Origin of the sequence: Citrobacter sp. BIDMC107 (assembly GCF_001037575.1) — a bacterium.
Lineage (GTDB): Bacteria > Pseudomonadota > Gammaproteobacteria > Enterobacterales > Enterobacteriaceae > Citrobacter > Citrobacter freundii.
The window spans coordinates 4,443,838-4,469,797 of sequence record NZ_KQ089848.1; the positions used below are offsets into that span (position 1 = coordinate 4,443,838).

Sequence of the window (25,960 nt, forward strand, 5' to 3'; positions counted from 1 at the left end):
TTGATGAATAACCTCCATCGGCTCACCTTTTTATGTCAGCGTCTGTCTGCTGTGATGATCGTATACGGTTTTTACCTTCTTAGCCGTAGCTCAACTCTTACAACATGGACAGACAGCAATGCAACGTCGACAATTTCTCAAAAATAGCGTTCTCCTTTCGGCCGCCGGTTTAGTCGGTCCTGCGGTTATTAGTCAGACGGTTCACGCCGCTGAGCCATCCGTTGCACCAGTCGCGCGTCGGCGCTTTGTGTTATCCCAGACCTATAAACTTAACCCTCCTAAGGGCTCGAGCGGTGTAGTGAAACTGTGGATCCCGCTTCCTGTAGATACCGCGTTTCAACAAATGACGGCGCTTGCCTTTAGCGGAAACTATAAGCAAGCGTATGTCACCACTAATAATACTTATGGCGCGAAAACGCTGTTTGCCACCTGGCCTGACTCGCAGGGCGAACTGTTGATTAACGTTGATATCGACATTGAAACCGCCGACTGGGAACCGCTGAAGCAGGACGCGTTGAAAACCTGGCAAGCGCCGGAGCAGATTATTTACCCGCTGGATGTAAAACCGTACCTTTTGCCGACGGCACATACCCCAGTTGATGGGCTGGTTCTGGAAACCGCACGTAAAATCACCGGTAATGAGCAGGATCCGCTGAAAAAAGCACGCCTGATTTACGAGTGGGTGAGTAGCCATATGGAGCGCGATAACGACGTTATCGGCTGCGGCACGGGGGATGTAGCGGAGATCTTAAAAAGCGGTAAGCTCAAAGGAAAATGCACCGACATGAGCTCCGTTTTTGTGGCTCTGGCGCGGGCCAGCGGCATTCCGGCGCGCGAACTGTTTGGTATCCGTCTGGGCAAAGCCAATAAGCTCGAACGTTACTCGAAAAGTGCTTTTGGCAAAGCAGACAGCGCAGGCGTTGCTGATGTGAGCGGTGGGCAACATTGTCGTGCCGAGTTCTATCTGGCCGGTTACGGTTGGTTACCTTGCGATCCTGCTGATGTGACCAAAATGCGTCTGGCAGAGAAAAAATCGCATCAGGACGCCGATGTCCAGGCGGTAAACACTTACCTGTTTGGTAACTGGGAAATGAACTGGGTTGGATTCAACTACGGGCGTGATTTCGAGCTATATCCGGCAACGGAGCAGGGAGCCATGAACAACTTTGGCTATCCTTACGCTGAAGTCGATGGCGATCCGATCAATTTCTACGATCCTAAAGCGTTCTCCTACAGCTATGTTGCCACAGAACAACGCTAAAGGGGCGGGACTCACCCTGTTGACGGCCGCGGTAGCTGCCGTCACCGCTGGCTTATGCTGCGTTGGACCGCTGCTCTACCTGCTGTTTGGTATTTCGGCGGCGAGCTTTGCTGTTTTCACCCAGTTTGAGTTTTTGCGAATTCCCTTGATGCTGGTGTCATTGGGCTTATTACTGCGCGTTTTCTGGCGGCTCTATTTCTCCAGGCGGCTGTGGTGCTCCGGGTGGCTAACTCTGAAGCAAGCGCGCGTTCTCTACTGGTGTGCGCTGGCGTTGATTTTGCCGGTGCTCTTTTATCCAACGCTCGTTGCCTGGTTTTATGAGGTATTTGAATGAAAATCTTCACATTAGTTGCATGCTTGTTGCTGCCGCTGTTGGCTCAGGCGACCAATCAAAAAGTGGTGCTGGATATACAAAATATGACCTGCTCGCTATGCGTTATTTCGGTCAATCAGGCGCTACGTGAAACCGACGGCGTGATTAAAGCAAAGTCCTCCCTAAAAACCCGACAAGCAGAAGCGATTGTGCCAGAAGGTTTCCCAACCGATACTTTACTTAACGCGGTAGCGAAAACGGGCTATACCGCAACGCTCAACCGCATTGAACAACAGTAAATCACCTGCGGGTGGTTTTATTGTGTTTTCCCGGTATGATGCCCGGCGGCTTCGTGTTCTCTTTTGTGTGTTAACTTCCGGAATTCCCCTCGTTTCCTGTTAACCTGAACAGGCGGCAACTGTATGCCGCATATGCCCATTTGTATCTGTTATCCCTCCAGCCATGTAGGATGATCACAGGCAAGATTTTTTGACTAAGGAAAAGCGTTATGAAAACGGGACCATTAAACGAGAGCGAACTGGAATGGCTGGATGATGTACTGACTAAGTACAATACAGACAAGGCTATTCTGGATGTGTCAGAACTGGATGGTTTGCTGACGGCGGTGCTGAGTTCACCGTATGAAATTGAACCAGAGCAGTGGCTGGTCGCGATTTGGGGCGGCGCGCAGTATGTCCCTCGCTGGTCCTCCGAAAAAGAAATGACGCGTTTCATGAACCTGGCGTTTCAACATATGGCGGATACGGCCGATCGTCTGGATGAATATCCTGAGCAGTTTGAGCCGTTGTTTGGTTTGCGTGAAATTGACGAGCATGAACTGACCATCGTTGAAGAGTGGTGCTTTGGTTATATGCGCGGCGTTGCACTGTCAGACTGGTCCGCGTTACCGGACACGTTAAAACCAGCACTTGAGGCTATTGCGCTGCACGGTACGGAAGAGAACTTTGCGGTGGTTGAGAAATTGACACCTGAGGCGTTTGAAGAGAGCGTCGATGCCATCCGCCTGGCTGCGCTGGACCTGCATGCTTACTGGATGGCGCATCCTCAGGAAACGCCGGTCAAAGTACCGGTGAAAGTGGATGCCAAAGTAGGGCGCAATGACCCTTGCCCCTGTGGCAGCGGCAAGAAATATAAGCAGTGCTGTTTGCATTAACAGAAAGGGGCGAAAGCCCCTTTGTTTTAACCCACTTCTGGTAGTAATCCTGCTGCAATAGAAAACTGTACTGCTATCACCACAATGCCGCACAAAAATACCAGTGCCAGCGCCGGAGCACCGCCGGCTACGCGGTAGTTGGCCTGCGGATTATGTTTTCTGCTCTGCCAGGCCAGCATCGAGGGAATGAGCAGCGCCAGCACAGCCAGGGCAACGCCCGCATACCCTAATGCCATGACAAAACCACGCGGATAGAACAGCGCGAATGCCAGCGGCGGCAGGAAGGTCACCACGCCGGTTTGCATTCTTCCCGCTACGGTATTGCGGCGCTGGAAGAGGTCGGCCAGGTAGTCAAATAATCCCAATGCAACGCCGAGGAAAGAGGTTGCCAGCGCGAGGTCGGCAAACAGATGTACCGCCAGTTCGACGTGCGGCGAAGCCACGACTTCACGCAATGCCTGCAATAAGCCGTTTAAGCCTGCGTGGTTGGCTAAAAGCCCCATGAACGTTGTCGAGTTAATGCTGCCAAGCGTCGCCAGTTGCCAGAAGATATAGGCGACCAGTGGAATAGCGCTACCCGTAATAAACACCCAACGCAGTTTACGGATGTTACCGTTCATATAGCTGACGATACTGGGAACACTGCCGTGAAAACCGAACGAGGTGAAGATGACCGGGATTGCGGAGAGCGCCAGCCCCTGTTGCAGCGGCAGCGTAAGCAGGTTCACTTTATGGATATGCGGCATTAACAGAGCCAGCATCGCCACCAGGAAGATTATCTTGGCGCTGAATAGCAGACGGTTGAATAGATCGACCAGCGAGGTCCCAACACAAACCACGCCACCGGCAACAAAGGTGAACAGCAGTACGCCTGTTGTCGGAGATATATTTGTTCCGGTCCAGTCGCTGATGCTGGAGGCCAGCAGTTCACCTGCACCACTGATGTACGCCGCCGTCAGGGCATACATTAAAAACATCATGCTAAAGCCCGTTATCCATTGTCCGTAACGACCAAGATAACGTTTTGCCAGTGTACCCAGCCCGGTGTCTGCCGGGACATGTTGATATACTTCAAGCAGCAGCAGCGCGGTGTAGCACATCAACGCCCAAAGACTGACTAACAATACCAACGTGACGCTAAACCCCACGCCTGCCGCAGCCAACGGCATTGCCAACATACCGGCACCAATCGTGGTTCCCGCCACGATAAAAATACTACCCAGGGTTCTGTTTTTCACGCTTTCCTCTGTCCCAGAGATAATCAACGGTTATATCTGCGGCGCAGGTTAAGGCAAAACGCTATGTTCGTCAAATCGCCGTTACAATGGTTGTACATTAATGTTTACGATGTTTTTGACCATTAAGATGTATAACAAATGACATTTATCTGCGGATAAACCTGCGTTAGCGCAAAGCAGCGCCGTGCGGTTCACATTAGGCTACGGTCTTTATTGAGGAGGTAGTATGGAATCTATTCACGGTCACGAAGTGCTCAACATGATGATTGAATCTGGCGAGCAGTATTCAAATGCCAGCCTTGAAGCGGCGATTACGGCACGTTTCGGCGAGCAGGCACGTTTCCACACTTGTTCTGCGGCAGATATGACGGCAGGCGAGCTGGTGGCGTTTTTAGCGGCGAAGGGAAAGTTTATTGCAAAAGAAGACGGCTTCTCTACGCACGAAAGCAAGATCTGCCGTCACTGATTTTAATGGGTAATGATGGCGGGTTGCCTTCATTACCCCAAAATATTAATTCTGCGTATCAAGCGTAGCCAGTTCTTTATCGATGAAATAAAGACCTTCGCCGCTTTTCCCTGCCAGCGACAGCTTATCAATAACAGATTTAAATAATTTCTCTTCTTCATGCTGCTCGGCAACATACCATTGCAGGAAATTAAAGGTTGGATAATCCTGGTGGGTCATTGCCGCGTGTGCCAACTCATTAATTTTCTGGGTGATCAGCTGCTCGTGTTCGTAAGTGACACGGAACAGTTCATCCAGAGACGCATATTCAGCAAAAGGGGAAGAAACGGTATTAATACGCGGCAAGCTGCCGGTATCGGTCAGGTAATCGAACAGACGCTGCATGTGCGTCATCTCTTCCTGAGCGTGACGGCGCAAAAACGCGGCGGCACCTTCGAAGCTGTGATAGCTGCACCACGCGCTCATCTGTTGGTAGAGCAGAGATGAATATAATTCAAGATTCATTTGCTCATTCAGTTGGTCGATCATTTCTGTTTTCAGCATGGTTCTGCTCCACAAACATTATTATATATTGACGTGGCGTCACTATAATTTGTTATTTAATTATTTGCAAAAGGTAAAATAATAAATTTATTTATTAAAAATGCGAATGGGAATAAAACGCATTAACGATATTAAGCGGGGGATATAAATAATAAAGTGGTAAAAGACCAGCAACAATGTGCTGGTCGGAAATATTAATAATTGAATGAGGGGGATTGCGATACCGCGACACCATGACACTGCCAGGCGAGTGTAATTTTGGTATTTAAGCACAGAGAGCCTGCATATACGCTGCAGGTTGACACCGGCTGACCAAACGCTTCAGCGCTGGCATAGCCCAGGCGCTGACACTCTTTGGTGGCTGTCCCTTGGGTAACGTAGTCATCGGTACGTGCTGTTTGTAACATGGCCTGATTATAAGTCAGGCGAACCACACCAGTGATGGCGCTGGCTTCGCTGACCTGTGCCTGTTTTGTAATTGTGCATCCTGTCAGCACGAGCGGCAAAAGCGCTAGGATAAAGGTCTTCATGAGATCGCTCTGAAAGTTCGAAGATACACTATCATGGCATACAGAGGCCCTCATCAATGGCTTGAATAGCCCGAAGATCACCTGTGATTAATCACAACGAGGTCATTCGTTTGAGGCAATTCTGAACTGTTCAGACAAGAATGTGAGCGCAACTTTGTTTTTTAAAACTAAATTTCATTAAATTTGAAAGTGTGATTGCAAAATAGTAATGTGGTTGAATGTTATGACTTTCAGCGGGCTACCGCAGCGCATTCAGGAGAGTACAGAATGAAAATTGCATTGATGATGGAAAACAGCCAGGCAAGCAAAAACGCCATCATCCATAACGAGCTTAAAGCCGTTGCGGATGAGAAAGGTTTTCCGGTCTATAACGTTGGGATGAGCGATGAAAATGATCATCATCTGACCTACATCCATTTAGGAATTATGGCCAGCATCCTGCTTAATTCCAAAGCGGTTGATTTCGTGGTCACCGGTTGCGGCACGGGCCAGGGGGCAATGATGTCACTGAATATCCATCCGGGTGTGGTGTGTGGTTATTGCCTCGATCCTGCAGATGCGTTCTTGTTCTCTCAGATCAACAACGGCAACGCGCTTTCTCTGGCATTCGCCAAAGGTTTTGGCTGGGGTGCTGAGCTGAATGTGCGCTATATGTTTGAAAAAGCGTTCACCGGACGTAACGGGGAAGGCTACCCACCGGAGCGTAAAGAGCCGCAGGTGCGTAACGCCGGTATTCTGAATCAGGTGAAAGCGGCTGTGGTAAAAGAAAATTATCTGGACACGCTACGCGCTATCGATCCTGAGCTGGTGAAAACCGCTGTATCAGGCCCGCGCTTCCAGCAGTGCTTCTTTGAAAACTGCCAGGACAAAGCAATCGAAGCGTTTGTACGCGAGGTAATTGGCTAAATCCTGTTGGCCCGGCAGCGTTCACCCTCCGGGCTACCTGTTCTTGTTCGATACTGCACTTCCTGCATCACGGGTGAGTCGCAGCGAATCCACCATACCTACCAGACAAATAATGGCAATAGCGACAAAGGCCAGCCGGAAACTGATCCCTGGAATATTGCCCAATGCCAGCCTTTCACTGACCACATCGCCAATGCGGATCCCAATAGCGGCTAAAGAAATGCCCAATCCTACCGCTAATTGTGTCGCTGTACTGAACAGCGTATTAGCGTAGCTCATTTGTGCCGCGGGGACGTCCGCGAAGGCAAGCGTGCTGACGCCGGTAAACTGAATTGAGCGGAACACACCGCCCAGATACAACACCAGCAAAATAACCCACACGGGGGTCTGCGGCGTAATTAAAGCACAGGCCAGCAGCGCCAGAACGTTAAGCGCACCGTTAATCAACAGCAGTTTCTTAAAGCCCAGCCAACGTATCAACGGTGTGGTGGCCGGTTTAATCGTCAGATTGCCCACAAATACCGCCAGCACCAGCGAACCCGCGTGAAAAGCGTTCATGCCAAAACCTACCTGAAACATTAACGGCAGCAGAAACGGCACGGCGCTGATAGAGGCACGAAACAGCGATCCGCCATACATGGTGACGCGAAAAGTAGGGACGTTCATGGCATCAAGGCGAATCATTGGCCATGCGGCGCGACGAAAATGATGCAGGGCAAACAGAAATGTCACTGTTCCTAGCGCCAAAAGTCCGGCGGTCAGCCAGCCCTGAGGCTGTTGGGTTCCCAGTAACTCCATGGCATACACCAGGCTTACCATCGCAACAGAGGTTGCGATAAATCCCGTTATATCAAATGGGCGGCGCTCGTCGTCATGAATATCCGGGATAAAACGTAGCGCCAGCGCAATCGCCAGTATCCCGAGCGGTACATTGATGAAGAAGATCCAACGCCAGTTGGCATAGCTGGTAATGAATCCGCCAAGGGGGGGGCCAATGATGGGGGCGACTAACGCGGGCCAGGTCAGGGTCGCAATAGCGGTGATCAACTGATGTTTAGGCGTGGTACGCAATACCGCAAGTCGGCCAACCGGAACCATTAGCGCGCCACCTACACCCTGTAAGATTCGCATGGCGACAAAGCTCTCAAGGCTTTCGGACAAACCGCATAAAACCGAGGCGAGAGTAAATATCGCCAGCGCCAGGGTAAACACCTTTCGGGCACCGAAGCGATCCGCAATCCAGCCGCTGGCGGGAATCAGCACCGCGAGGGTGATCAGATAGGCGCTGATACCTATGTTCAGGTCTACCGCTTGCACGGCAAAACTCTTCGCCATGTCGGGCAGTGCGGTGGCAATCACCGTGCCGTCAATAAACTCCATAAAGAAAGCCCCGGCAACAAGTAATGCAGCCGGGGATAGACCGCGTTTGTTCTCAACCGCTATATGTTCACTCATGTTGTGCTTGCCATCTCAAAAGAAACTGACTGGATCTATTTTTATTTTCCAGCGCATTCGTAATGCATGCGCGGCTATCGTTTCGTTCGTTGAATAGGTACTATGACGACCTTTCTATAAGGAGCTCACTATGTCCCAAACACTGAATGCCGATCAGGAACTGCTCTCGGACGTTGTTGCCTGTCAGCTGGTTATCAAGCAGATTCTGGATGTACTTGATGTTATTGCCCCAGTAGAAGTGCGGGAGAAAATGTCCAGCCAACTGAAAAGCATCGATTTCTCCAGCCATCCTGCGGGCGCCGATCCGGTTACTATGCGCGCAATACAAAAAGCAGTTGCCTTGATCGAGTTGAAATTCACGCCGCAGAATGAATCTCACTAAAATAAACCGTTGTTTCAGGTTTTAGAAAGGTTTTTTTGCGCCTCGCAGAATGAGAGGCGTGAGCGTAGAGAAAATTAAGCACCAGCCGGATAAGGTGCGTCGCATCGTTATCCGGCATTAACACGATGAAAATTGAAGATTAGTGATGTTGATAATTCACGACGTTCAGCAGATGCTTATCGGTTTGCGCCATGCACAGTCCCGCACGTTTAGCGCTGCGGACTTCATCAAGAATCGTTTGTAACAGCACGCCATCCTGCTGCTGCTCTTTTTCCAGATCGTGAAGAAAATCAATGGTTGTTGCATCATTCAAGGCTTCTGCTTCATTGGTCAAGCGTGATAGCTTGCTGTAACGCTGTTGGTATTCATCCAGCGTTTTCTGAAACAGTTCTTCAAGAGAAGTTAGTTCATCACCCGGAACATCAATAGCCTTGACGATGGGGTTAGCCCCGGCACTTTTCATAAAATTGAACATACGCATCATTTGAGTCACGTTACCTTGTGCCTGAGTGCGTAGAAAGGTTGCGGTGCCAGTCAGGCTGTGTTCGTAACACCATTCACTGAGATGCAGGTAAAGATTCGATGCGTAGAACTCGAGGTTCATTTGTGTGTTGAGTTTATGAACAATTCCAACTGCAGCCATATCAATATCCTTATTTCCAGAAAGGGGGATGTACGTTACTTACGTCAGTGCAACGGGCTGCCGCTACACATCACCTCTACGTACAATTAAAACTGTTAGCAGAATAAATCCGTTCCGCCGGTCCTTTAGTGATCACGAATTATATTCGCTCCCGATCGAGATTCAGCATAACTCCTGTTCCGACTTAAGAAAATCCTTAAATCTGCGTATTTATGATTTTTTACATATTGTCATAGCAATATTAGTGATTTTTCTGCTTGTGTATATAAATGGTGTGAATATAAGAGATTGATATTTATGGGATTAAATCCAAGCATTAATATTGAAATGATGTTTCATATCACGAAATGGAATTTCACAATCAGGTATTGTCTCTCACCGGATGATTATCCGGCCTTGGGATGGAGAAATTTCATTATCGGGACGTGTCGGTGAACGTTATCTGCTGGCTAATTTTTTGCGCCAGATCAGTTTTGTGGAAATTAATAAAGTTAAGCGCCTGAATGATTCGGCATTTATGGTTTGGTGTATTTGGAAAAATCGAGGAGTGTGTATGAAAAAGGTTGCCGTGCTACTGGCACCTGGTTTTGAAGAGGCGGAAGCCATTGTTACCATTGATATTCTGCGCCGCCTGCAGATCGAAGTTGAAACACTGGCCTGCGCCGAGTCCCGTGCGGTGGTCAGCTATCATGACGTGCCGATGGTGACGGACAGCACGCTGGCTGCGCGTCAGACGGATCTTTACGATGCCGTTGTGTTACCGGGCGGGCCGCAGGGCAGCGTTAATCTTGCCGCCAGTAAGGCTGTCATCCAGTTTATCGCTCGCCATGACGAGGCAGGAAAACTCATTTGCCCGGTGTGTTCCGCGGCTGCGCGCGTGCTGGGTGGCAACGGCCTGCTGAAGGGGCGTCGCTACGTGTGTTCGGGGGATCTGTGGCAAAACGTAACGGATGGGGAATATATCGATGCGCCGATTGTGGAAGATGGCAACCTGATTAGCGGTAAAGGGTTAGGGCATATTTTCGATTTTGCATTGACGCTTGCGGCGCGTCTATTGGGAGATGATATTCCGGTTCGCGATCACGCTGATCACATTTATTACCGATGGTAAGCATTTTCCCGAATACTCCGGTATTCGGGAACAAGGATTCGTTGGCTGATGTTATGGACTAATCTGCTATTCCTCTTTTTTCCCGTCGACAAAACCGCGTTTTTTTATGTCATTTCCCGCTGAATTTATGTACGCAATTACTGTAATTCTGTGGTGTGATGCCGCTCTCTTATGGAGAATCAATTTCCCGCTACAAATACTCTCAGCACTGGCATTGATCTTATCAATAAAAGGTAATGCCTTGTTTTACGTCCGAATTACAAAAAATCGTCTGATTTTACCCTACATAAAAGAACGTTAAAGCTGGAGTTAACCATGCACAAATTCACTAAAGCGCTGGCTGCCATCGGTCTGGCGGCCATTATGTCACAATCCGCTATCGCTGAATCCATGAAGCTCGGTTTCCTGGTCAAACAGCCGGAAGAACCGTGGTTCCAGACTGAATGGAAATTTGCCGATAAAGCCGGTAAAGACCTTGGTTTTGAGGTGATTAAAATTGCCGTCCCGGATGGTGAGAAAACCCTTAACGCCATCGACAGCCTGGCTGCAAGTGGAGCAAAAGGGTTTGTTATTTGTACGCCAGACCCAAAACTGGGGCCAGCCATTATGGCTAAGGCGCGTGGCTACGATATGAAAGTCATTGCCGTCGATGACCAGTTTGCCAACGCCAAAGGTAAGCCGATGGATACCGTACCGCTGGTGATGATGGCGGCAACCAAAATTGGTGAGCGCCAGGGCCAGGAGCTGTACAAGGAGATGCAAAAACGCGGTTGGGATGTGAAATCCACCGCCGTAATGGCCATTACCGCCAACGAACTGGATACCGCACGTCGTCGTACTTCTGGTTCAATGGAAGCGCTTAAAGCCGCAGGCTTCCCGGAAAAACAGATTTACCAGGTCCCAACAAAATCGAATGACATCCCCGGCGCATTCGACGCCGCTAACTCCATGCTGGTTCAGCATCCTGAAGTCAAACACTGGCTGATTGTCGGCATGAACGACAACACCGTGCTGGGCGGCGTACGTGCAACCGAAGGGCAGGGCTTCAAAGCGCCAAACGTGATTGGTATCGGGATTAACGGCGTTGACGCGGTTAGCGAACTGTCTAAAGGCGAAGCGACCGGGTTCTACGGTTCACTGCTGCCAAGCCCGGACGTTCACGGCTACAAGTCCAGTGAAATGCTCTACAACTGGGTAACGAAAGGTGCAGAGCCACCGGCATTCACTGAAGTGACGGATGTGGTGCTGATTACCCGCGATAACTTCAAAGAAGAGCTGGCGAAGAAAGGCTTAGGCGGTAAGTAACACAAATGCCGGATGTGACGTCAACGCGTCTTATCCGGCCTACGAATTGCGTCCTCAGAAGGCCGGATGAGGCAAAGCCCCCCTCCGGCATAAAGATCTGACTCACGGAGACGTTATGCAACAGTCTACCCCGTATCTCTCATTTCGCGGCATTGGCAAAACGTTCCCCGGCGTTAAGGCGCTGACGGATATCAGTTTCGACTGCTATGCCGGACAGGTGCATGCGCTGATGGGCGAAAATGGCGCCGGGAAATCAACACTCTTAAAAATTCTCAGCGGTAACTATGCGCCAACGACGGGATCATTGACGATCCGCGGACAAGAAGTTTCCTTCGCGGATACCACTGCCGCGCTCAGCGCCGGCGTCGCCATTATTTATCAGGAACTGCATCTTGTCCCGGAAATGACCGTTGCCGAGAATATTTATTTAGGGCAGTTACCGCACAAAGGCGGGATTGTGAACCGCTCGCTGCTGAACTATGAAGCAGGAATCCAGCTGAAGCATCTGGGAATGGATATCGATCCCGATACCCCATTGAAATACCTCTCCATTGGTCAGTGGCAGATGGTGGAGATTGCAAAAGCGCTGGCGCGAAATGCCAAAATTATCGCCTTTGATGAACCGACCAGCTCCCTGTCGGCTCGTGAGATTGAGAATCTGTTTCGTGTCATCCGTGAGCTGCGCAACGAAGGACGCATCATTCTGTACGTTTCGCACCGTATGGAGGAGATTTTTGCTCTCAGCGATGCCATCACTGTGTTTAAGGATGGTCATTACGTCAAAACGTTCACGGATATGCAGCAGGTCGATCACGACGCGCTGGTGCAGGCGATGGTCGGGCGCGACCTCGGGGATATCTATGGCTGGAAATCCAGACCGTATGGCACAGAGCGTCTGCGGTTGCATGAAGTAAAAGCCCCGGGCGTGCGTACGCCAATCAGTTTATCCGTGCGAAGCGGTGAAATTGTCGGGCTGTTTGGCCTGGTGGGGGCCGGACGTAGCGAATTAATGAAAGGACTGTTCGGTGGTACGCGTATCACGGCGGGCCAGGTATTTATTGATGAACAGCCTATCGATATCCGTAAACCAAGCCATGCCATTGAAGCAGGGATGATGCTGTGCCCGGAGGATCGCAAAGCCGAAGGGATCATTCCGGTCCATTCAGTGCGCAACAACATCAACATTAGTGCACGACGTAAGCATGTTCTGGGGGGATGCGTGATCAACAACGGCTGGGAAGAGACCAATGCCGATCACCATATTCGTTCACTCAACATCAAAACACCGGGTGCAGAGCAACTGATCATGAATCTCTCCGGCGGTAATCAACAGAAGGCTATCCTCGGTCGTTGGTTATCGGAAGAGATGAAGGTGATTTTGTTGGATGAGCCTACACGCGGCATTGATGTAGGCGCCAAGCATGAAATTTACAACGTGATTTATGCCCTCGCAGCGCGCGGTGTGGCCGTATTGTTTGCTTCCAGTGACCTGCCAGAAGTGCTCGGTGTCGCCGATCGTATTGTGGTGATGAGAGAAGGCGAAATTGCCGGTGAGTTACTTCATGAACAGGCGGATGAGCGCCAGGCGTTGAGCCTTGCTATGCCTAAAGTCAGCCAGGCTGTAGCCTGAATAAGGAGAGTATGATGTCTTCCGTTTCTACATCGGGTTCTGGCGCAGCGAAGTCGGCGCTAAATCTGGGCCGCATTTGGGATCAATACGGTATGCTGGTGGTGTTCGCCGTGCTGTTCCTCGTTTGTTCCCTGTTTGTGCCAAACTTTGCCACCTTCATCAATATGAAGGGACTGGGACTGGCAGTATCGATGTCGGGCATGGTCGCGTGTGGGATGCTGTTTTGTCTGGCATCCGGTGATTTCGACCTGTCTGTCGCATCTGTGATTGCTTGTGCTGGTGTTACCACTGCCGTAGTCATTAACATGACTGAAAGTTTGTGGATTGGCGTGGCTGCCGGACTGCTGCTCGGTATTCTGTGTGGCCTGGTGAATGGGTTCGTGATTGCGCGGTTAAAAATTAACGCCCTGATCACTACTCTTGCGACGATGCAGATTGTACGTGGTCTGGCTTATATTATCTCCGACGGTAAGGCTGTCGGGATTGAAGACGAGCGTTTCTTTACACTCGGTTATGCTAACTGGTTTGGTCTGCCTGCGCCTATCTGGATCACTGTCGTTTGTTTCATTGTCTTTGGTTTACTGCTGAACAAAACCACGTTTGGTCGTAATACGCTGGCCATTGGGGGCAATGAAGAGGCGGCGCGCCTGGCAGGGGTTCCTGTTGTTCGTACCAAGATTATTATCTTTATTCTTTCCGGTCTGGTATCCGCCATTGCCGGGATTATCCTCGCATCGCGTATGACCAGCGGCCAGCCAATGACCTCAATCGGTTATGAGTTGATCGTGATTTCAGCCTGCGTGTTAGGGGGCGTTTCGCTTAAAGGTGGCATCGGAAAAATCTCATATGTGGTGGCCGGGGTGTTAATCCTGGGTACGGTTGAGAATGCGATGAACCTGCTGAATATCTCTCCGTTCGCGCAGTATGTGGTACGTGGCCTCATCCTGCTGGCGGCGGTGATCTTCGACCGTTACAAGCAAAAAGCGAAGCGTACCGTTTGATGATTTAAACCCTAACTTTTTAGTCTAGCTTCTGCCCATCGCCAGCCGCTACCCGGCTGGCGATTGTTTTTCCAAATGGCGAGCATGGTCACACTGTCTATACTTATATCCGTCATACATCATCTATACGCCGCGATCCGCGTGGCGTTCTGACTATGATGAGGAGGATAACCGGGTGACAGCATCACTGATCTTACCCCCTGAACAATCTGTAAACTGTGCTTACTTTTTTGATCTCGATGGGACACTTGCTGAGATTAAACCCTTTCCCGACCAGGTCGTTGTCCCTAAGGCAATCCTGCAATGTTTACATCAGTTAGCGACGCATAATGCGGATGCGCTGGCATTGATTTCAGGGCGCTCAATGGTTGAGCTTGACGCACTCACTACTCCGTTTCGTTTTCCGCTTGCCGGAGTGCATGGGGCAGAACGCCGTGACATCAATGGTCAAACGCACATAGTACACCTGCCTGAAGGTATCGAGCGTGAAGCTGGGGCTTTATTACACGCAGCGTTAGTGACGTTACCGGGGACGACGCTGGAAACCAAAGGTATGGCTTTCGCGTTGCACTATCGCCAGGCACCCGAACACGAAGCTGCGCTGATTACCCTGGCTGAACGCATCACGCGCAGATGGCCGCAGCTTGCTCTGCAGCACGGAAAATGTGTCGTGGAAATAAAGCCTAAGGGCAGCAATAAAGGCGACGCGATAGCTGCATTTATGCAGGAAGCGCCTTTTGCTGGCCGGATCCCTGTGTTTTTCGGTGATGATCTGACAGATGAAACAGGATTTGCTGTGGTTAACCGCGCTGGCGGTATTTCCGTGAAGGTGGGGATCGGGCCGACGCAGGCGACATGGCGTCTGGATGGCGTCAGGGATGTCTGGCGCTGGCTGGAGCAAATTAACTCTTCACAGCAAGAATCGAAAGCAACGAATAACAGAAGAGGTGGCTATGAGTCGTTTAGTCGTAGTATCTAATCGTATCGCCTCACCAGATGACAAAGGGAGCGCGGGTGGGCTCGCGGTCGGTGTACTGGGCGCGTTAAAAGCTGCTGGTGGTCTGTGGTTTGGCTGGAGTGGTGATACAGGTAATGAGGATAAACCGTTAAAAAAAGTCACGCGTGGCAATATCACCTGGGCCTCGTTTAATTTGAGTGAGCAAGATTACGAAGAGTATTACTGCCAGTTTTCAAATGCGGTTTTATGGCCCGCATTTCACTATCGACTGGATTTAGTTCAGTTTCAGCGCTCTGCCTGGGAAGGCTACCAACGGGTTAATGCCTTACTGGTAGATAAACTTCTGCCGCTGCTTGGCGATGACGACATCATCTGGATTCATGATTACCATCTGTTGCCGTTTGCCTGCGAGTTACGTAAGCGCGGTGTGAATAACCGCATCGGTTTTTTCCTGCATATTCCTTTTCCGACGCCGGAAATTTTTAATGCGCTCCCTCCATATCTGGCGCTACTTGAGCAAATGTGTGACTTTGATTTACTTGGTTTCCAGACCGAAAACGATCGCCAGGCTTTTCTGGACTGTCTCGCAGCCCAGACTCGGGTGTCCACGCATAAAGATAAGCAGCACCTGGCATGGGGAAAAGCGTTTCGCACTCAGGTCTATCCCATCGGTATCGAACCTGATGAGATTGCACGACAGGCGTCCGGGCCGCTGCCGCCAAAACTGGCGCAGCTAAAAGCGGAGCTTAAAAATGTGCAGAATATTTTCTCCGTGGAGCGTCTGGATTATTCCAAAGGCTTGCCGGAGCGCTTTCAGGCCTACGAGGCCTTACTGGAACATTATCCGCAGCACCACGGTAAAATTCGCTATACGCAGATAGCGCCGACCTCGCGTGAAGAGGTGCAGGCCTATCAGGATATTCGCCACCAACTGGAAACAGAAGCAGGGCGAATCAACGGCAAATATGGGCAACTGGGCTGGACGCCGCTTTACTATCTGAACCAGTACTTTGATCGTAAATTGCTGATGAAGATCTTCCGCTACTCTGACGTAGGATTGGTGACCCCGTTGCGCGATGGTATGAACCTGGTGGCGAAAGAGTTTGTGGCCGCACAGGATCCTGCTAACCCTGGCGTGCTGGTTTTATCGCAATTTGCCGGGGCGGCGAATGAGCTAACCTCTGCGCTTATTGTTAATCCTTATGACCGGGATGAAGTGGCAGGCGCATTAAACCAGGCGCTGACGATGCCACTTACCGAACGCATCTCGCGCCACGCTGAAATGCTTGAGACTATCGTTAAAAACGATATCGACAACTGGCAGGCGACGTTCATCAGTGATCTTAAAACAGTCACGCCGCGTCGGAGTCAATGCCAACTGCCAGACAATATTTCTTCCTGTTCTAAACTCGCATGAAGTCCTGGCGCTGTGTATTAATCTCCGGCTAGCGGAACCAGAAGAACGTCCACCTGGCTGGTATGAATCACGCTTTTCGCTGAACAGGAAGCGCGTGAAAAAAAACTGTGGTTATGGTTGCCGTAAATGACCAGGTCAATGGCGTATTTGCGGCATACATCCAGGATATGTTCATTCAGAGCCCCATAGGTAATAAAGGTATGCTCAATGGGGTATTCTGCTTCTTTGCTAAGTTTGTCGATAAAATCCTGAGTTTCTTCCTGCATGACTTCACGCAGGTCTTCCAGCATGGGAGCTGCAAACTGGTTATACAGTTCGGGGTCTGAGACCAGTGTAATCAGGCTAATTCGGGCGTTGACAGGGCGAGCGATAGAAACCGCCTTGTCTAACAACTGCTGACTTTCAGGGGTGGCGGCAACAGCAACAAGAATGTGCGAATAGCTCATAACTCGCTCCTTTTTTTCAAGAATTATGAGGGGGCTTTTCAGCTTTACTCAGCTTACTCCATACTGCAACGTTTCCTTCCTTCATAGTGTGAATGTCATCATGATTATTCATTAATTATTCTTATAAATAGAATAATCGATTCATATTGGTTGCAGATATGTTTAGGTAACTTAAGTAAAACCCACGGCTAATGAAAACAATGTGTTAATAAAAAATAAACATACATTAACATTTGCAAGGTCGTCACATCGCGGTATTAATTAATCGCTCTAAATATTTAAGTCATTGTTTATAAAGAATTTAATTAAAAAAGTTTTTTGAGTTAAATATGTGATCCAGCTCGCTATTTCACGGGGTGATATTAACGGTCGTGAACATAATACTTTTCGCTTTTATTGCAAGAATATTCGTACATCAGGAATCGAAATGGATAATGGAAGGTTAAGAAATAAGCAAAGTAAAAGCCACGCTGATGGATTTATGTTAAGTGTTTGGCTGGTTTATGTGATCTTGATCACATATTCTTTAAATTCGCAGCATAGCTCCGTTGTATGTGTAACTGACGGCGGGTAGAGTTGCGTCGAATTAGGAAAAATCTTAGACATTTGTAAGAATTGATGTGAGCTTGTAAGGGACGCTGCCTTCTTAAAAGGGATTGTTTAGACGACGCGTAAGTGTCGTTACGCTGCTATGTATTTGACCTTTTGCTTTTTTTTACCGGGCCTTCCCGGCGACATCACGGGGTGCGGTTTTACCGCATGAAAACAATGTTGGTTATTATGGATGCAAATAATGCATACATCCGAGTTGCTGAAACACATTTATGACATCAATTTGTCATATTTATTGCTTGCACAGCGTTTGATCGTTCAGGACAAAGCATCTGCGATGTTTCGCCTTGGTATCAGCGAGGAAATGGCGGACACGTTGGCAACATTAACACTTCCTCAAATGGTCAAACTGGCCGAAACAAACCAACTGGTATGTCATTTCCGTTTCGACGATCACCAGACTGTTACTCGCCTGACGCAAGACTCCCGCGTTGACGATCTTCAGCAAATCCATACTGGTATTATGCTTTCCACACGCCTGTTAAGCGACATCGATGATGCAGCACGTAAGAAAAGGGCTTGATGATGAGCGAAAAAAGCATTGTTCAGGAAGCGCGTGATATCCAGTTGGCAATGGAATTAATCACATTGGGCGCCCGTTTGCAAATGCTGGAAAGCGAAACGCAATTAAGCCGTGGTCGATTAATCAAGCTGTACAAAGAATTACGCGGTAGTCCTCCGCCAAAAGGGATGCTCCCGTTTTCCACCGACTGGTTTATGACGTGGGAACAAAATATTCATGCGTCGATGTTTTGCAATGCATGGCAATTCCTGCTCAAAACGGGTCTCTGTAGCGGCGTGGATGCCGTAATTAAGGCGTATCGGTTATATCTTGAGCAGTGTCCGCAGCCTGAAGAAGGGCCATTGCTGGCGTTAACTCGCGCGTGGACGCTGGTGCGATTTGTCGACAGCGGATTGCTGGAGTTGTCCCAATGCAATTGTTGCGGTGGGAATTTTATCACCCATGCACACCAACCCGCAGGCAGCTTTGCCTGTAGTTTATGCCAGCCGCCATCAAGGGCCGTAAAAAGACGTAAACTTTCCCAGAATGCTGCCGATATTATTCCACAACTGCTGGATGAACAGATCGAACAGGCTGTTTAACTGATACGGTGTGGATGAACACTCCAGCAGCGGTAAGCGATTACCGCTGCTTTTTTTTGTCCTGACCTTACGTTAATTGCCCGACTGCGCATCCTGTCATAGTCAATTGCGAAAGGATGATGTCGTGCTTATCTTATTAGGTTACCTGGTTGTTATTGGTACAGTTTTCGGCGGTTACATGATGACCGGCGGACACCTTGGGGCACTCTATCAACCGGCTGAGCTGGTGATTATCGGTGGCGCGGGTATTGGGGCATTCATCGTCGGCAATAACGGGAAAGCCATCAAAGGGACGATGAAAGCGATCCCGCTGCTTTTCCGTCGTTCGAAATACACCAAAGCGATGTATATGGATCTGCTGGCGCTCCTGTATCGCCTGATGGCCAAGTCACGTCAACAGGGCATGTTCTCGCTTGAGCGCGACATCGAAAACCCAAAAGAAAGTGAAATCTTCGCTAGCTATCCGCGCATTCTTGCCGATGCCGTAATGCTTGATTTTATTGTCGATTATCTGCGCCTGATTATCAGCGGCAATATGAATACGTTTGAAATTGAAGCGCTGATGGACGAAGAAATTGAGACTCATGAGAGTGAGGCCGAAGTTCCGGCTAATAGTCTGGCGATGGTCGGCGACTCACTGCCGGCATTCGGGATCGTCGCGGCCGTTATGGGTGTTGTGCATGCACTGGCTTCTGCCGATCGCCCGGCAGCAGAGCTGGGGGCGTTGATTGCGCATGCGATGGTGGGAACATTCCTCGGTATTTTGCTGGCCTATGGATTTATTTCTCCGCTTGCCAGCGTTCTGCGCCAGAAAAGCGCTGAAACAACCAAAATGATGCAGTGCGTGAAGATAACGCTGCTCTCCAATCTGAATGGCTACGCGCCGCCGATTGCCGTTGAATTCGGTCGTAAGACTCTGTACTCCAGCGAACGTCCTTCGTTTATCGAACTGGAAGAACATGTTCGTGCGGTGAGAAATCCAACTGCGCAACAGACGACCGAGGACGCATGAAAAATCAGGCCCATCCCATTATCGTTGTAAAGCGACGCAAACATAAGAATCACGGTGGTGGGGCGCATGGCTCGTGGAAAATCGCCTACGCCGATTTTATGACCGCGATGATGGCCTTCTTTCTGGTGATGTGGCTCATTTCTATATCCAGCCCTAAAGAATTGATCCAGATTGCCGAATATTTCCGTACACCGCTGGCCACCGCGGTGACCGGGGGAAATCGTATTTCGAATAGCCAAAGCCCGATTCCAGGCGGCGGGGATGATTACACCCAGCAGCAGGGTGAGGTGAACAAGCAGCCGAATATTGATGACCTGAGAAAACGTATGGAACAGAGCCGCTTGAGCAAACTTCGTGGCGATCTCGATCAACTGATTGAATCCGATCCCAAACTGCGAGCGCTGCGTCCGCATTTAAAGATTGATTTAGTTCAGGAAGGGCTGCGGATACAGATTATCGACAGTCAGAATCGCCCAATGTTTAAGACCGGTAGTGCTGAAGTTGAGCCGTACATGCGCGATATCCTGCGCGCGATTGCACCAGTGCTCAACGGGATCCCTAACCGGATCAGCCTTTCCGGTCACACGGATGATTATCCTTACGCGAATGGTGAGAAAGGATACAGCAACTGGGAATTGTCTGCCGATCGCGCAAATGCATCGCGTCGCGAGCTGGTTAGCGGCGGTCTGGATGATGGAAAAGTATTACGTGTGGTAGGTATGGCCGCCACGATGCGTCTGAGCGATCGCGGTCCTGAAGACGCTATCAACCGCCGTATTAGCCTGCTGGTTCTCAATAAGCAGGCAGAAGAGGCCATTTTGCATGAAAACGCTGAAAGCCAGAATGAGCCGGTAAGTGTCTTACAACGGCCAGCGGAACTCCCGCCGGTAAGCGTTCCCACATCGCCACCAGCCAATCCGAGGTGATAGCGTGAGCATGGATATTAGCGATTTTTATCAGACATTTTTTGATGAAGCTGACGAACTGTTGGCTGATATGGAGCAACACCTTCTTGATTTGGTTCCTGAAGCCCCGGACTCCGAACAGCTGAATGCCATTTTTCGTGCAGCGCACTCGATTAAAGGCGGGGCGGGCACCTTCGGCTTTACCATTTTGCAGGAAACGACCCATCTGATGGAAAACCTGCTGGATGAAGCGCGGCGTGGCGAGATGCAGCTCAATGCCGACATTATCAACCTGTTTTTGGAAACGAAAGATATTATGCAGGAACAGCTCGACGCCTATAAAAGCTCAGTGGAGCCTGATGCCGACAGTTTTGAGTACATTTGCCAGGCGTTACGGCAGTTAGCGCTCGAAGCGAAAGGTGAAACCGCACCGTCAGTTGTCAACTCAGCAAAACTGAGCGTTGTTGATAGCACCGCGATGCAGGAAGAGGCGGTTGCAAAGCCTGAACTCGCCAGTGAAGAGAGCAAAAAACGCATTACTCTCTCGCGTCTGAAAGCCAGCGAAGTGGATTTGCTGGAAGAGGAACTGGGGAACCTGGCGACCTTAACCGATGTGGTAAAAGGAAGCGACACGCTGTCAGCTACGCTTGATGGCAACCTCGCAGAAGATGACATCATTGCAGTACTCTGCTTTGTCATTGAAGCTGACCAAATTGAATTCGAAACCGTCAGCGCAGCGCCCGCGACCGTTGAAACTGAAGAGGTAGCCGTTGTCGCGAAGCCGCAGCCGGTTGCCGTTGCGCCAGCGGTGAAAGCCGCCGCCAGTGAAGCGCCACATGGGCGCGCGGAGCGTGAAAAACCAGCCCGCGCCAGCGAGTCGACCAGCATCCGCGTAGCGGTTGAGAAGGTCGATCAGCTCATTAACCTGGTCGGTGAGTTGGTGATCACCCAGTCGATGCTGGCCCAGCGATCTAACGAACTGGATCCCGTCAATCATGGCGATCTCATCACCAGCATGGGTCAGTTACAACGTAACGCCCGCGATTTGCAAGAGTCGGTGATGTCGATTCGTATGATGCCAATGGAGTATGTGTTCAGTCGTTTCCCTCGTTTGGTGCGCGATCTGGCCGGTAAGCTGGGTAAACAGGTCGAACTGACGCAGGTAGGTAGCTCAACCGAACTCGATAAGAGCCTGATTGAACGCATCATCGATCCGTTGACGCACCTGGTGCGTAACAGCCTCGACCATGGTATCGAACTGCCGGAAAAACGCCTTGAATCCGGCAAAAGCCCAATCGGCAATCTGACGCTTTCCGCCGAGCACCAGGGTGGGAATATTTGTATTGAAGTGACCGATGATGGCGCTGGCCTGAACCGCGAACGTATCCTGGCCAAAGCTATCTCCCAGGGCATGCCGATCCACGAAAACATGAGCGATGACGAAGTGGGTATGTTGATCTTCGCTCCAGGCTTTTCGACCGCCGAACAGGTGACGGATGTCTCTGGACGCGGCGTGGGTATGGATGTGGTGAAGCGAAATATCCAGGAGATGGGCGGCCATGTTGAGATCCAGTCCAAACAGGGACAGGGGACCACTATTCGCATTCTGCTGCCGCTGACGCTGGCGATCCTCGATGGGATGTCCGTGCGCGTGGCGGATGAGGTCTTCATTCTGCCACTAAATGCCGTTATGGAATCGCTGCAACCGCGCGAAGAAGATCTCCATCCGTTGGCCGGAGGCGAACGCGTTCTGGAAGTGCGTGGCGAATATTTACCGCTGGTTGAGTTGTGGAAGGTCTTTGAGGTTGAAGGCGCTAAAACTGAAGCGACTCAGGGCATTGTGGTTATTTTACAAAGTGCAGGGCGTCGCTATGCGCTGCTGGTCGATCAGTTAATTGGCCAACACCAGGTAGTGGTCAAAAACCTGGAAAGCAACTACCGCAAAGTGCCAGGTATTTCTGCAGCAACGATCCTCGGCGACGGCAGCGTCGCGCTGATTGTCGATGTCTCTGCATTGCAGGGATTAAACCGCGAACAACGTGTGGCGATCACAGCCGCCTGATTGAGTGAGAAGGGAATAATATGACCGGTATGAGTAATGTAACTAAACTGGCCGGCGAACCGTCAGGTCAGGAATTCCTCGTGTTTACGCTGGGGGATGAAGAGTACGGTATCGATATCCTGAAAGTGCAGGAAATCCGTGGTTATGATCAGGTGACGCGCATCGCTAACACGCCTGCATTTATCAAAGGCGTCACGAACCTGCGTGGTGTGATTGTGCCTATCGTCGACCTGCGCGTGAAATTTAGCCAGAGTGATGTGGATTACAACGAAAACACCGTGGTGATTGTGCTGAACCTGGGTCAGCGGGTGGTTGGGATTGTGGTGGATGGCGTTTCGGATGTGCTGTCGCTGACAACGGATCAAATCCGTCCGGCACCGGAGTTTGCGGTCACGCTGTCGACGGAATATTTGACGGGATTGGGTGCGCTGGGTGACCGGATGCTGATCCTGGTCAACATTGAGAAGCTGCTGAACAGCGAAGAAATGGCGCTGCTGGATATTGCCGCATCGCATATGGCATAAAGGTAGTCAATATTATCATTCTCTGTAATATTTAGCTGGCAGTTATTAAACGCCCTCCACAATATGGAGGGCGTTTTGCTTTTAATTTTGTGTGTAGGGAAGCCAAGTAATAATGGTTGTTTTATTTTGGTTTTGAATGTTTATTGTTATTTCATTTGCTTGGTTTATTTGTATTTTTTTCTTTAATTAAAACTGGCAAGTCCTTATAGTATCTATTGTTTGCTGGCGCATATAATATAATCTACAAGTGCAATATATAAATTATTAATTGGTTGAAATAATTTATATTGTTCATGAATATATAATGAATTTGTGCCTCCTGATTTTTCTATTGGCGTAGAGGGAACTAAATATGAATGCTATATATAATATAGTCTGGAGTACGGCGCGTAATATGTTTGTGGTTGCTGGTGAGTTTTCCCGCGGTAATAATGGACTGCGTAATAGCATCAAAATAACCGGCCTGGCAACATTAATAAGTACTGCTGCTGTTAATGCTGCAGAGTTAGGCCCACAAAACGGTGCATCAATTATTTTGAGTGATAATGAAGTCGTTACGGCTAGTGGACAAACAAATACCACGGGTGTTGAGAGCATCACGACCGGCGGTGATGGCTTACAGATTGAAGGAAAAGCAACTATCAACGTATCTGGTGAAACTCTGTCTACCGGGGTTTCACTGGATAATGGCACCAAAAATGATTTAGGCACGAATACCGAAGTTCATGTCGCAGATACGGATGGCACACAAAATTCAAGTAAAAATACTACCGGAATTTTGATTTCAGCTAATAACCCGGGTACAGAGGTAACAGCATCTGGTATTAATATCGACGTTTCGGGTAAAAATAATGTTTATGGATTTAAAAATATAGGAAAAGACAGTAACGTCGATCTTGGTAGTGGAAGTTCTATTACAGCCATAACCGAAACTGATTATAGTATTGGTGGGATAGGTGATGCCCGCGGTGTTTATTTATTAGGCGGGAGTGGTACTTTCACCATGGATAATGGTTTTATCCATGCTACGAGTAAAGACAACACCGCGTGGGGGATTCAAAGCACGGGTAATGCTAAAATTGATTTAGGTAAAAATAGCCAGGTGGTTGTAGAGGGCAATAATATTGTAACCGGTATTGAGATAGGTACTGATGGTGTATTAGATGCCGATCAACTCACTATCACTGCAACAGGACTGGCAACAGATTATGGTTCTGTGACAGGTTTAAAGTTGGGTAAAAATAATCATGTTGATTTGGGAAATAACAGCAGAGTAACTATCAATGGCACCTCCGATCTTGCTGAAGGTATCTCGGTTATGGGTCCTGATGCTACGTTAATCGCCAATAATATGGATATTAATATCAGTACGACTCTGGACTGCCGCACAGGAGGGTGTACCACGCGTGGTATCGCTATTAATGAGGCCGGATCACGCATTGATTTGGGCAGCGGATCGACCATCTCAATCACCGGGTTCTATGATGGGGCTGGAGTAACGATAAACCCCGCGGCAAAAGGTTCTGAATTTATTGCTGATAATCTAACGATTGATGTAACAGGGTCTCAGGTAAATGCAATATCAATGAACACAGGTTTTATGGATTTAGGCCAAAACAGCATCATAAGCGCAGCCGGAGAGGCGACGACTCTCTGGGTGACGGGGGGCGAATTCCACGCGGATGCACTTATCGTCAATACCGCCCAGTCTGTGGGCATCATTGCGCAGGGGGGCGATGTGATGATTGGTGCAGGCAGCGTTGTTGACGGCAGAAGTTCAGCCAGGTCGGGCTCTGCGACCAGCGGTATCGCTGCGGCCTCCGGGAGTACTCTTGATTTTAAAGGGGATGCCGACAATCGAAATGTTATTTACGCGATCGATGGTTACGGCGTGTCATCCCAGTTCTACGGCGCAACGGTTAATATCGCGAATACCGATATTATCATGAGTGGGCAAAATAACCCTTACGGGCTTTGGGCGATAGGAAGTAATAATTTAAACCGTCCGGGAATAATTAATGGTGAAAACCTGACCATTGATGTGACAGCGAGTGGGGAAAATGGTTATGGCGCGGTGGTTCAGCAGGGCGGGGCAATATCGCTGATCGGTAACACCACCATTAAAACCCAGGATGGTGTCGCTATTTTTGTTCCGGTTGTTACCGACAGTGCGGGAAATCTCTTACCCGGCGGGACCGTGACTGGTTCAGGTGTAATGGATATTACGGGCAATATCATTAGCGCGGGCGAAGGCAGTATTTCACTGGATATGGCGTCTGGTTCGCGGTTTGTGGGGGAAACGTTTGTTAACACCGAGCCAACGGTAGACTCTTCGCTGAATCTCTCACTGGCTGAACAGACGCAATGGACAATTACCGGTGATTCTTCTTTAACTCAATTAAATAATGCCGGAGATATTGTATTTGATACTCCTTCACATGACAGACAGTTCAAGACGCTGACGATTAATGGAAATTATCATGGTGATAACAGTAATCTTTATCTGAACACGCAGTTAGGGGATGACAATTCACCGACGGATAAAGTGATTATCACAGGTGATACTTCCGGTAGCACGACGCTCTATGTCAATAATATCGGGGGAGAAGGGGCGTTAACAACGAAAGGTATTGAAGTGATTGATGTCGGCGGTCAGTCTGATGGCGTTTTTACTCAGGGTAATCAGGTGCAGACAGGTTTGTATGAATACCGATTGTATGAAGATGGCGGTGACTGGTATTTGCGTTCGCAGGCTGTCCCGCCGATAGACCCGGATGATGGCGACGATGTTACACCGGTAGACCCGGATGATGGCGATGATGTTACGCCGGTAGACCCGGATGATGGCGATGATGTTACGCCGGTAGACCCGGATGATGGCGATGATGTTACGCCGGTATACCCGGACGATGGCGGTGATGTCACGCCGGTATACCCGGATGATGGCGATGATGTTACGCCG

At 49.6% G+C, this 25,960-nt stretch carries 26 protein-coding genes; 20 read left to right on the plus strand and 6 right to left on the minus strand.

The features are described from left to right. Positions 1 to 118: 118 nt before the first annotated feature. From SK39_RS20655 to SK39_RS20670, 4 genes are all read left to right on the plus strand, one after another. Complete coding sequence (locus SK39_RS20655) at positions 119 to 1,261, plus strand: transglutaminase-like domain-containing protein (RefSeq protein WP_003844191.1); 1,143 nt, start codon at positions 119 to 121, stop codon at positions 1,259 to 1,261. Further along, complete coding sequence (locus SK39_RS20660; RefSeq protein ID WP_048217381.1) at positions 1,239 to 1,595, plus strand: mercuric transporter MerT family protein; 357 nt, start codon at positions 1,239 to 1,241, stop codon at positions 1,593 to 1,595. Before SK39_RS20655 ends, SK39_RS20660 begins: the two co-directional genes overlap by 23 nt. Then, the gene (locus SK39_RS20665; protein WP_032936843.1) at positions 1,592 to 1,873 is read left to right on the plus strand and encodes a heavy-metal-associated domain-containing protein; all 282 of its coding nucleotides are present in this window, start codon (positions 1,592 to 1,594) and stop codon (positions 1,871 to 1,873) included. Before SK39_RS20660 ends, SK39_RS20665 begins: the two co-directional genes overlap by 4 nt. A 209-nt stretch (positions 1,874 to 2,082) precedes the next feature. Beyond that, entirely contained in the window at positions 2,083 to 2,748 is a 666-nt protein-coding gene (locus tag SK39_RS20670; RefSeq protein WP_003034581.1) for a YecA/YgfB family protein, read from the plus strand. A 26-nt stretch (positions 2,749 to 2,774) separates the two neighbouring features. Here the strand turns inward: SK39_RS20670 and tyrP are convergent, their stop codons facing one another. Continuing rightward, positions 2,775 to 3,986: a tyrosine transporter TyrP gene (gene tyrP, locus SK39_RS20675; RefSeq protein ID WP_003839123.1), complete on the minus strand. Its 1,212-nt coding sequence runs from the start codon at positions 3,984 to 3,986 to the stop codon at positions 2,775 to 2,777. A 226-nt stretch (positions 3,987 to 4,212) separates the two neighbouring features. Between tyrP and SK39_RS20680 the strand changes: the two genes are divergently transcribed. Next, on the plus strand, positions 4,213 to 4,452 hold the full coding sequence (locus SK39_RS20680) for a YecH family metal-binding protein (protein WP_003034586.1): 240 nt from the start codon (positions 4,213 to 4,215) through the stop codon (positions 4,450 to 4,452). Between the two features lie 45 nt (positions 4,453 to 4,497). Here the strand turns inward: SK39_RS20680 and ftnA are convergent, their stop codons facing one another. Together ftnA and yecR are read right to left on the minus strand one after the other, a co-directional pair. Further along, positions 4,498 to 4,995, minus strand: a complete 498-nt coding sequence (gene ftnA, locus SK39_RS20685) for a non-heme ferritin (RefSeq protein WP_003034588.1) — start codon at positions 4,993 to 4,995, stop codon at positions 4,498 to 4,500. A 194-nt stretch (positions 4,996 to 5,189) separates the two neighbouring features. Then, a complete protein-coding gene (gene yecR / locus SK39_RS20690; protein ID WP_003034590.1) occupies positions 5,190 to 5,525 on the minus strand; it encodes a YecR family lipoprotein in 336 nt (111 codons plus the stop codon). A gap of 267 nt (positions 5,526 to 5,792) precedes the next feature. On the opposite strand from yecR, the gene SK39_RS20695 reads away from it, so the two are divergent. Beyond that, a complete protein-coding gene (locus SK39_RS20695; RefSeq protein WP_003034591.1) occupies positions 5,793 to 6,431 on the plus strand; it encodes an RpiB/LacA/LacB family sugar-phosphate isomerase in 639 nt (212 codons plus the stop codon). Between the two features lie 33 nt (positions 6,432 to 6,464). Here SK39_RS20695 and SK39_RS20700 read toward each other — a convergent pair whose 3' ends face one another. After that, entirely contained in the window at positions 6,465 to 7,886 is a 1,422-nt protein-coding gene (locus tag SK39_RS20700) for an MFS transporter (protein WP_003839128.1), read from the minus strand. A 130-nt stretch (positions 7,887 to 8,016) separates the two neighbouring features. Between SK39_RS20700 and SK39_RS20705 the strand changes: the two genes are divergently transcribed. Beyond that, entirely contained in the window at positions 8,017 to 8,268 is a 252-nt protein-coding gene (locus tag SK39_RS20705; RefSeq protein ID WP_003034595.1) for a DUF2766 family protein, read from the plus strand. 139 nt (positions 8,269 to 8,407) lie between these two features. On the opposite strand, the gene SK39_RS20710 is transcribed toward SK39_RS20705, so the two are convergent. Further along, positions 8,408 to 8,911: a non-heme ferritin-like protein gene (locus tag SK39_RS20710; protein ID WP_003034597.1), complete on the minus strand. Its 504-nt coding sequence runs from the start codon at positions 8,909 to 8,911 to the stop codon at positions 8,408 to 8,410. A gap of 553 nt (positions 8,912 to 9,464) precedes the next feature. On the opposite strand from SK39_RS20710, the gene SK39_RS20715 reads away from it, so the two are divergent. From SK39_RS20715 to otsA, 6 genes are all read left to right on the plus strand, one after another. Beyond that, on the plus strand, positions 9,465 to 10,022 hold the full coding sequence (locus tag SK39_RS20715; protein ID WP_003034599.1) for a DJ-1/PfpI family protein: 558 nt from the start codon (positions 9,465 to 9,467) through the stop codon (positions 10,020 to 10,022). 315 nt (positions 10,023 to 10,337) lie between these two features. Beyond that, the gene (locus SK39_RS20720; RefSeq protein ID WP_003034602.1) at positions 10,338 to 11,327 is read left to right on the plus strand and encodes an arabinose ABC transporter substrate-binding protein; all 990 of its coding nucleotides are present in this window, start codon (positions 10,338 to 10,340) and stop codon (positions 11,325 to 11,327) included. 115 nt (positions 11,328 to 11,442) lie between these two features. Next, on the plus strand, positions 11,443 to 12,957 hold the full coding sequence (araG, locus tag SK39_RS20725) for an arabinose ABC transporter ATP-binding protein AraG (RefSeq protein ID WP_032936845.1): 1,515 nt from the start codon (positions 11,443 to 11,445) through the stop codon (positions 12,955 to 12,957). A gap of 14 nt (positions 12,958 to 12,971) precedes the next feature. Then, positions 12,972 to 13,958, plus strand: a complete 987-nt coding sequence (gene araH, locus SK39_RS20730; protein WP_003034609.1) for an L-arabinose ABC transporter permease AraH — start codon at positions 12,972 to 12,974, stop codon at positions 13,956 to 13,958. A 175-nt stretch (positions 13,959 to 14,133) separates the two neighbouring features. Next, positions 14,134 to 14,937, plus strand: coding sequence for a trehalose-phosphatase (gene otsB, locus SK39_RS20735; RefSeq protein ID WP_003034610.1), 804 nt, complete (start codon positions 14,134 to 14,136; stop codon positions 14,935 to 14,937). Continuing rightward, the gene (otsA, locus tag SK39_RS20740; protein WP_032936846.1) at positions 14,912 to 16,333 is read left to right on the plus strand and encodes an alpha,alpha-trehalose-phosphate synthase; all 1,422 of its coding nucleotides are present in this window, start codon (positions 14,912 to 14,914) and stop codon (positions 16,331 to 16,333) included. The genes otsB and otsA overlap by 26 nt, the downstream gene beginning before the upstream one ends. A gap of 17 nt (positions 16,334 to 16,350) precedes the next feature. On the opposite strand, the gene uspC is transcribed toward otsA, so the two are convergent. Then, the gene (uspC, locus tag SK39_RS20745; RefSeq protein WP_003034619.1) at positions 16,351 to 16,779 is read right to left on the minus strand and encodes a universal stress protein UspC; all 429 of its coding nucleotides are present in this window, start codon (positions 16,777 to 16,779) and stop codon (positions 16,351 to 16,353) included. Between the two features lie 793 nt (positions 16,780 to 17,572). Here uspC and flhD point away from each other — a divergent pair. The 7 genes from flhD to SK39_RS20780 form a co-directional block, all read left to right on the plus strand. After that, complete coding sequence (flhD, locus tag SK39_RS20750; protein ID WP_003034622.1) at positions 17,573 to 17,914, plus strand: flagellar transcriptional regulator FlhD; 342 nt, start codon at positions 17,573 to 17,575, stop codon at positions 17,912 to 17,914. Beyond that, the gene (gene flhC / locus SK39_RS20755) at positions 17,911 to 18,495 is read left to right on the plus strand and encodes a flagellar transcriptional regulator FlhC (RefSeq protein WP_008785071.1); all 585 of its coding nucleotides are present in this window, start codon (positions 17,911 to 17,913) and stop codon (positions 18,493 to 18,495) included. Before flhD ends, flhC begins: the two co-directional genes overlap by 4 nt. A 124-nt stretch (positions 18,496 to 18,619) precedes the next feature. Further along, positions 18,620 to 19,507 carry a flagellar motor stator protein MotA gene (motA, locus tag SK39_RS20760; protein WP_003034628.1) on the plus strand — a complete coding sequence of 296 codons (888 nt, stop codon included), beginning with the start codon at positions 18,620 to 18,622 and terminating at the stop codon, positions 19,505 to 19,507. Then, entirely contained in the window at positions 19,504 to 20,433 is a 930-nt protein-coding gene (gene motB / locus SK39_RS20765; RefSeq protein WP_003034631.1) for a flagellar motor protein MotB, read from the plus strand. The genes motA and motB overlap by 4 nt, the downstream gene beginning before the upstream one ends. A 4-nt stretch (positions 20,434 to 20,437) precedes the next feature. Next, on the plus strand, positions 20,438 to 22,474 hold the full coding sequence (gene cheA / locus SK39_RS20770; protein ID WP_003034635.1) for a chemotaxis protein CheA: 2,037 nt from the start codon (positions 20,438 to 20,440) through the stop codon (positions 22,472 to 22,474). Between the two features lie 20 nt (positions 22,475 to 22,494). After that, positions 22,495 to 22,998: a chemotaxis protein CheW gene (gene cheW, locus SK39_RS20775; RefSeq protein WP_003839146.1), complete on the plus strand. Its 504-nt coding sequence runs from the start codon at positions 22,495 to 22,497 to the stop codon at positions 22,996 to 22,998. Between the two features lie 352 nt (positions 22,999 to 23,350). Beyond that, positions 23,351 to 25,960: autotransporter outer membrane beta-barrel domain-containing protein (locus tag SK39_RS20780; RefSeq protein ID WP_048217431.1), on the plus strand; the 2,610-nt coding region annotated here is incomplete at its 3' end.

What these genes read in the sequence shown, in the direction of transcription:
- SK39_RS20655 (WP_003844191.1), top strand. Translation starts at nt 119, where the DNA reads ATGCAACGTCGACAATTTCTCAAAAATAGCGTTCTCCTTTCGGCCGCC.
- SK39_RS20665 (WP_032936843.1), top strand. Translation starts at nt 1,592, where the DNA reads ATGAAAATCTTCACATTAGTTGCATGCTTGTTGCTGCCGCTGTTGGCT.
- SK39_RS20680 (WP_003034586.1), top strand. Translation starts at nt 4,213, where the DNA reads ATGGAATCTATTCACGGTCACGAAGTGCTCAACATGATGATTGAATCT.
- araH (WP_003034609.1), top strand. Translation starts at nt 12,972, where the DNA reads ATGTCTTCCGTTTCTACATCGGGTTCTGGCGCAGCGAAGTCGGCGCTA.
- ftnA (WP_003034588.1), bottom strand. Translation starts at nt 4,995, where the DNA reads ATGCTGAAAACAGAAATGATCGACCAACTGAATGAGCAAATGAATCTT.
- SK39_RS20720 (WP_003034602.1), top strand. Translation starts at nt 10,338, where the DNA reads ATGCACAAATTCACTAAAGCGCTGGCTGCCATCGGTCTGGCGGCCATT.
- SK39_RS20715 (WP_003034599.1), top strand. Translation starts at nt 9,465, where the DNA reads ATGAAAAAGGTTGCCGTGCTACTGGCACCTGGTTTTGAAGAGGCGGAA.
- SK39_RS20710 (WP_003034597.1), bottom strand. Translation starts at nt 8,911, where the DNA reads ATGGCTGCAGTTGGAATTGTTCATAAACTCAACACACAAATGAACCTC.
- SK39_RS20705 (WP_003034595.1), top strand. Translation starts at nt 8,017, where the DNA reads ATGTCCCAAACACTGAATGCCGATCAGGAACTGCTCTCGGACGTTGTT.
- SK39_RS20670 (WP_003034581.1), top strand. Translation starts at nt 2,083, where the DNA reads ATGAAAACGGGACCATTAAACGAGAGCGAACTGGAATGGCTGGATGAT.
- yecR (WP_003034590.1), bottom strand. Translation starts at nt 5,525, where the DNA reads ATGAAGACCTTTATCCTAGCGCTTTTGCCGCTCGTGCTGACAGGATGC.
- flhD (WP_003034622.1), top strand. Translation starts at nt 17,573, where the DNA reads ATGCATACATCCGAGTTGCTGAAACACATTTATGACATCAATTTGTCA.
- uspC (WP_003034619.1), bottom strand. Translation starts at nt 16,779, where the DNA reads ATGAGCTATTCGCACATTCTTGTTGCTGTTGCCGCCACCCCTGAAAGT.
- SK39_RS20660 (WP_048217381.1), top strand. Translation starts at nt 1,239, where the DNA reads ATGTTGCCACAGAACAACGCTAAAGGGGCGGGACTCACCCTGTTGACG.
- motB (WP_003034631.1), top strand. Translation starts at nt 19,504, where the DNA reads ATGAAAAATCAGGCCCATCCCATTATCGTTGTAAAGCGACGCAAACAT.
- SK39_RS20695 (WP_003034591.1), top strand. Translation starts at nt 5,793, where the DNA reads ATGAAAATTGCATTGATGATGGAAAACAGCCAGGCAAGCAAAAACGCC.
- araG (WP_032936845.1), top strand. Translation starts at nt 11,443, where the DNA reads ATGCAACAGTCTACCCCGTATCTCTCATTTCGCGGCATTGGCAAAACG.
- otsA (WP_032936846.1), top strand. Translation starts at nt 14,912, where the DNA reads ATGAGTCGTTTAGTCGTAGTATCTAATCGTATCGCCTCACCAGATGAC.
- SK39_RS20700 (WP_003839128.1), bottom strand. Translation starts at nt 7,886, where the DNA reads ATGAGTGAACATATAGCGGTTGAGAACAAACGCGGTCTATCCCCGGCT.
- cheW (WP_003839146.1), top strand. Translation starts at nt 22,495, where the DNA reads ATGACCGGTATGAGTAATGTAACTAAACTGGCCGGCGAACCGTCAGGT.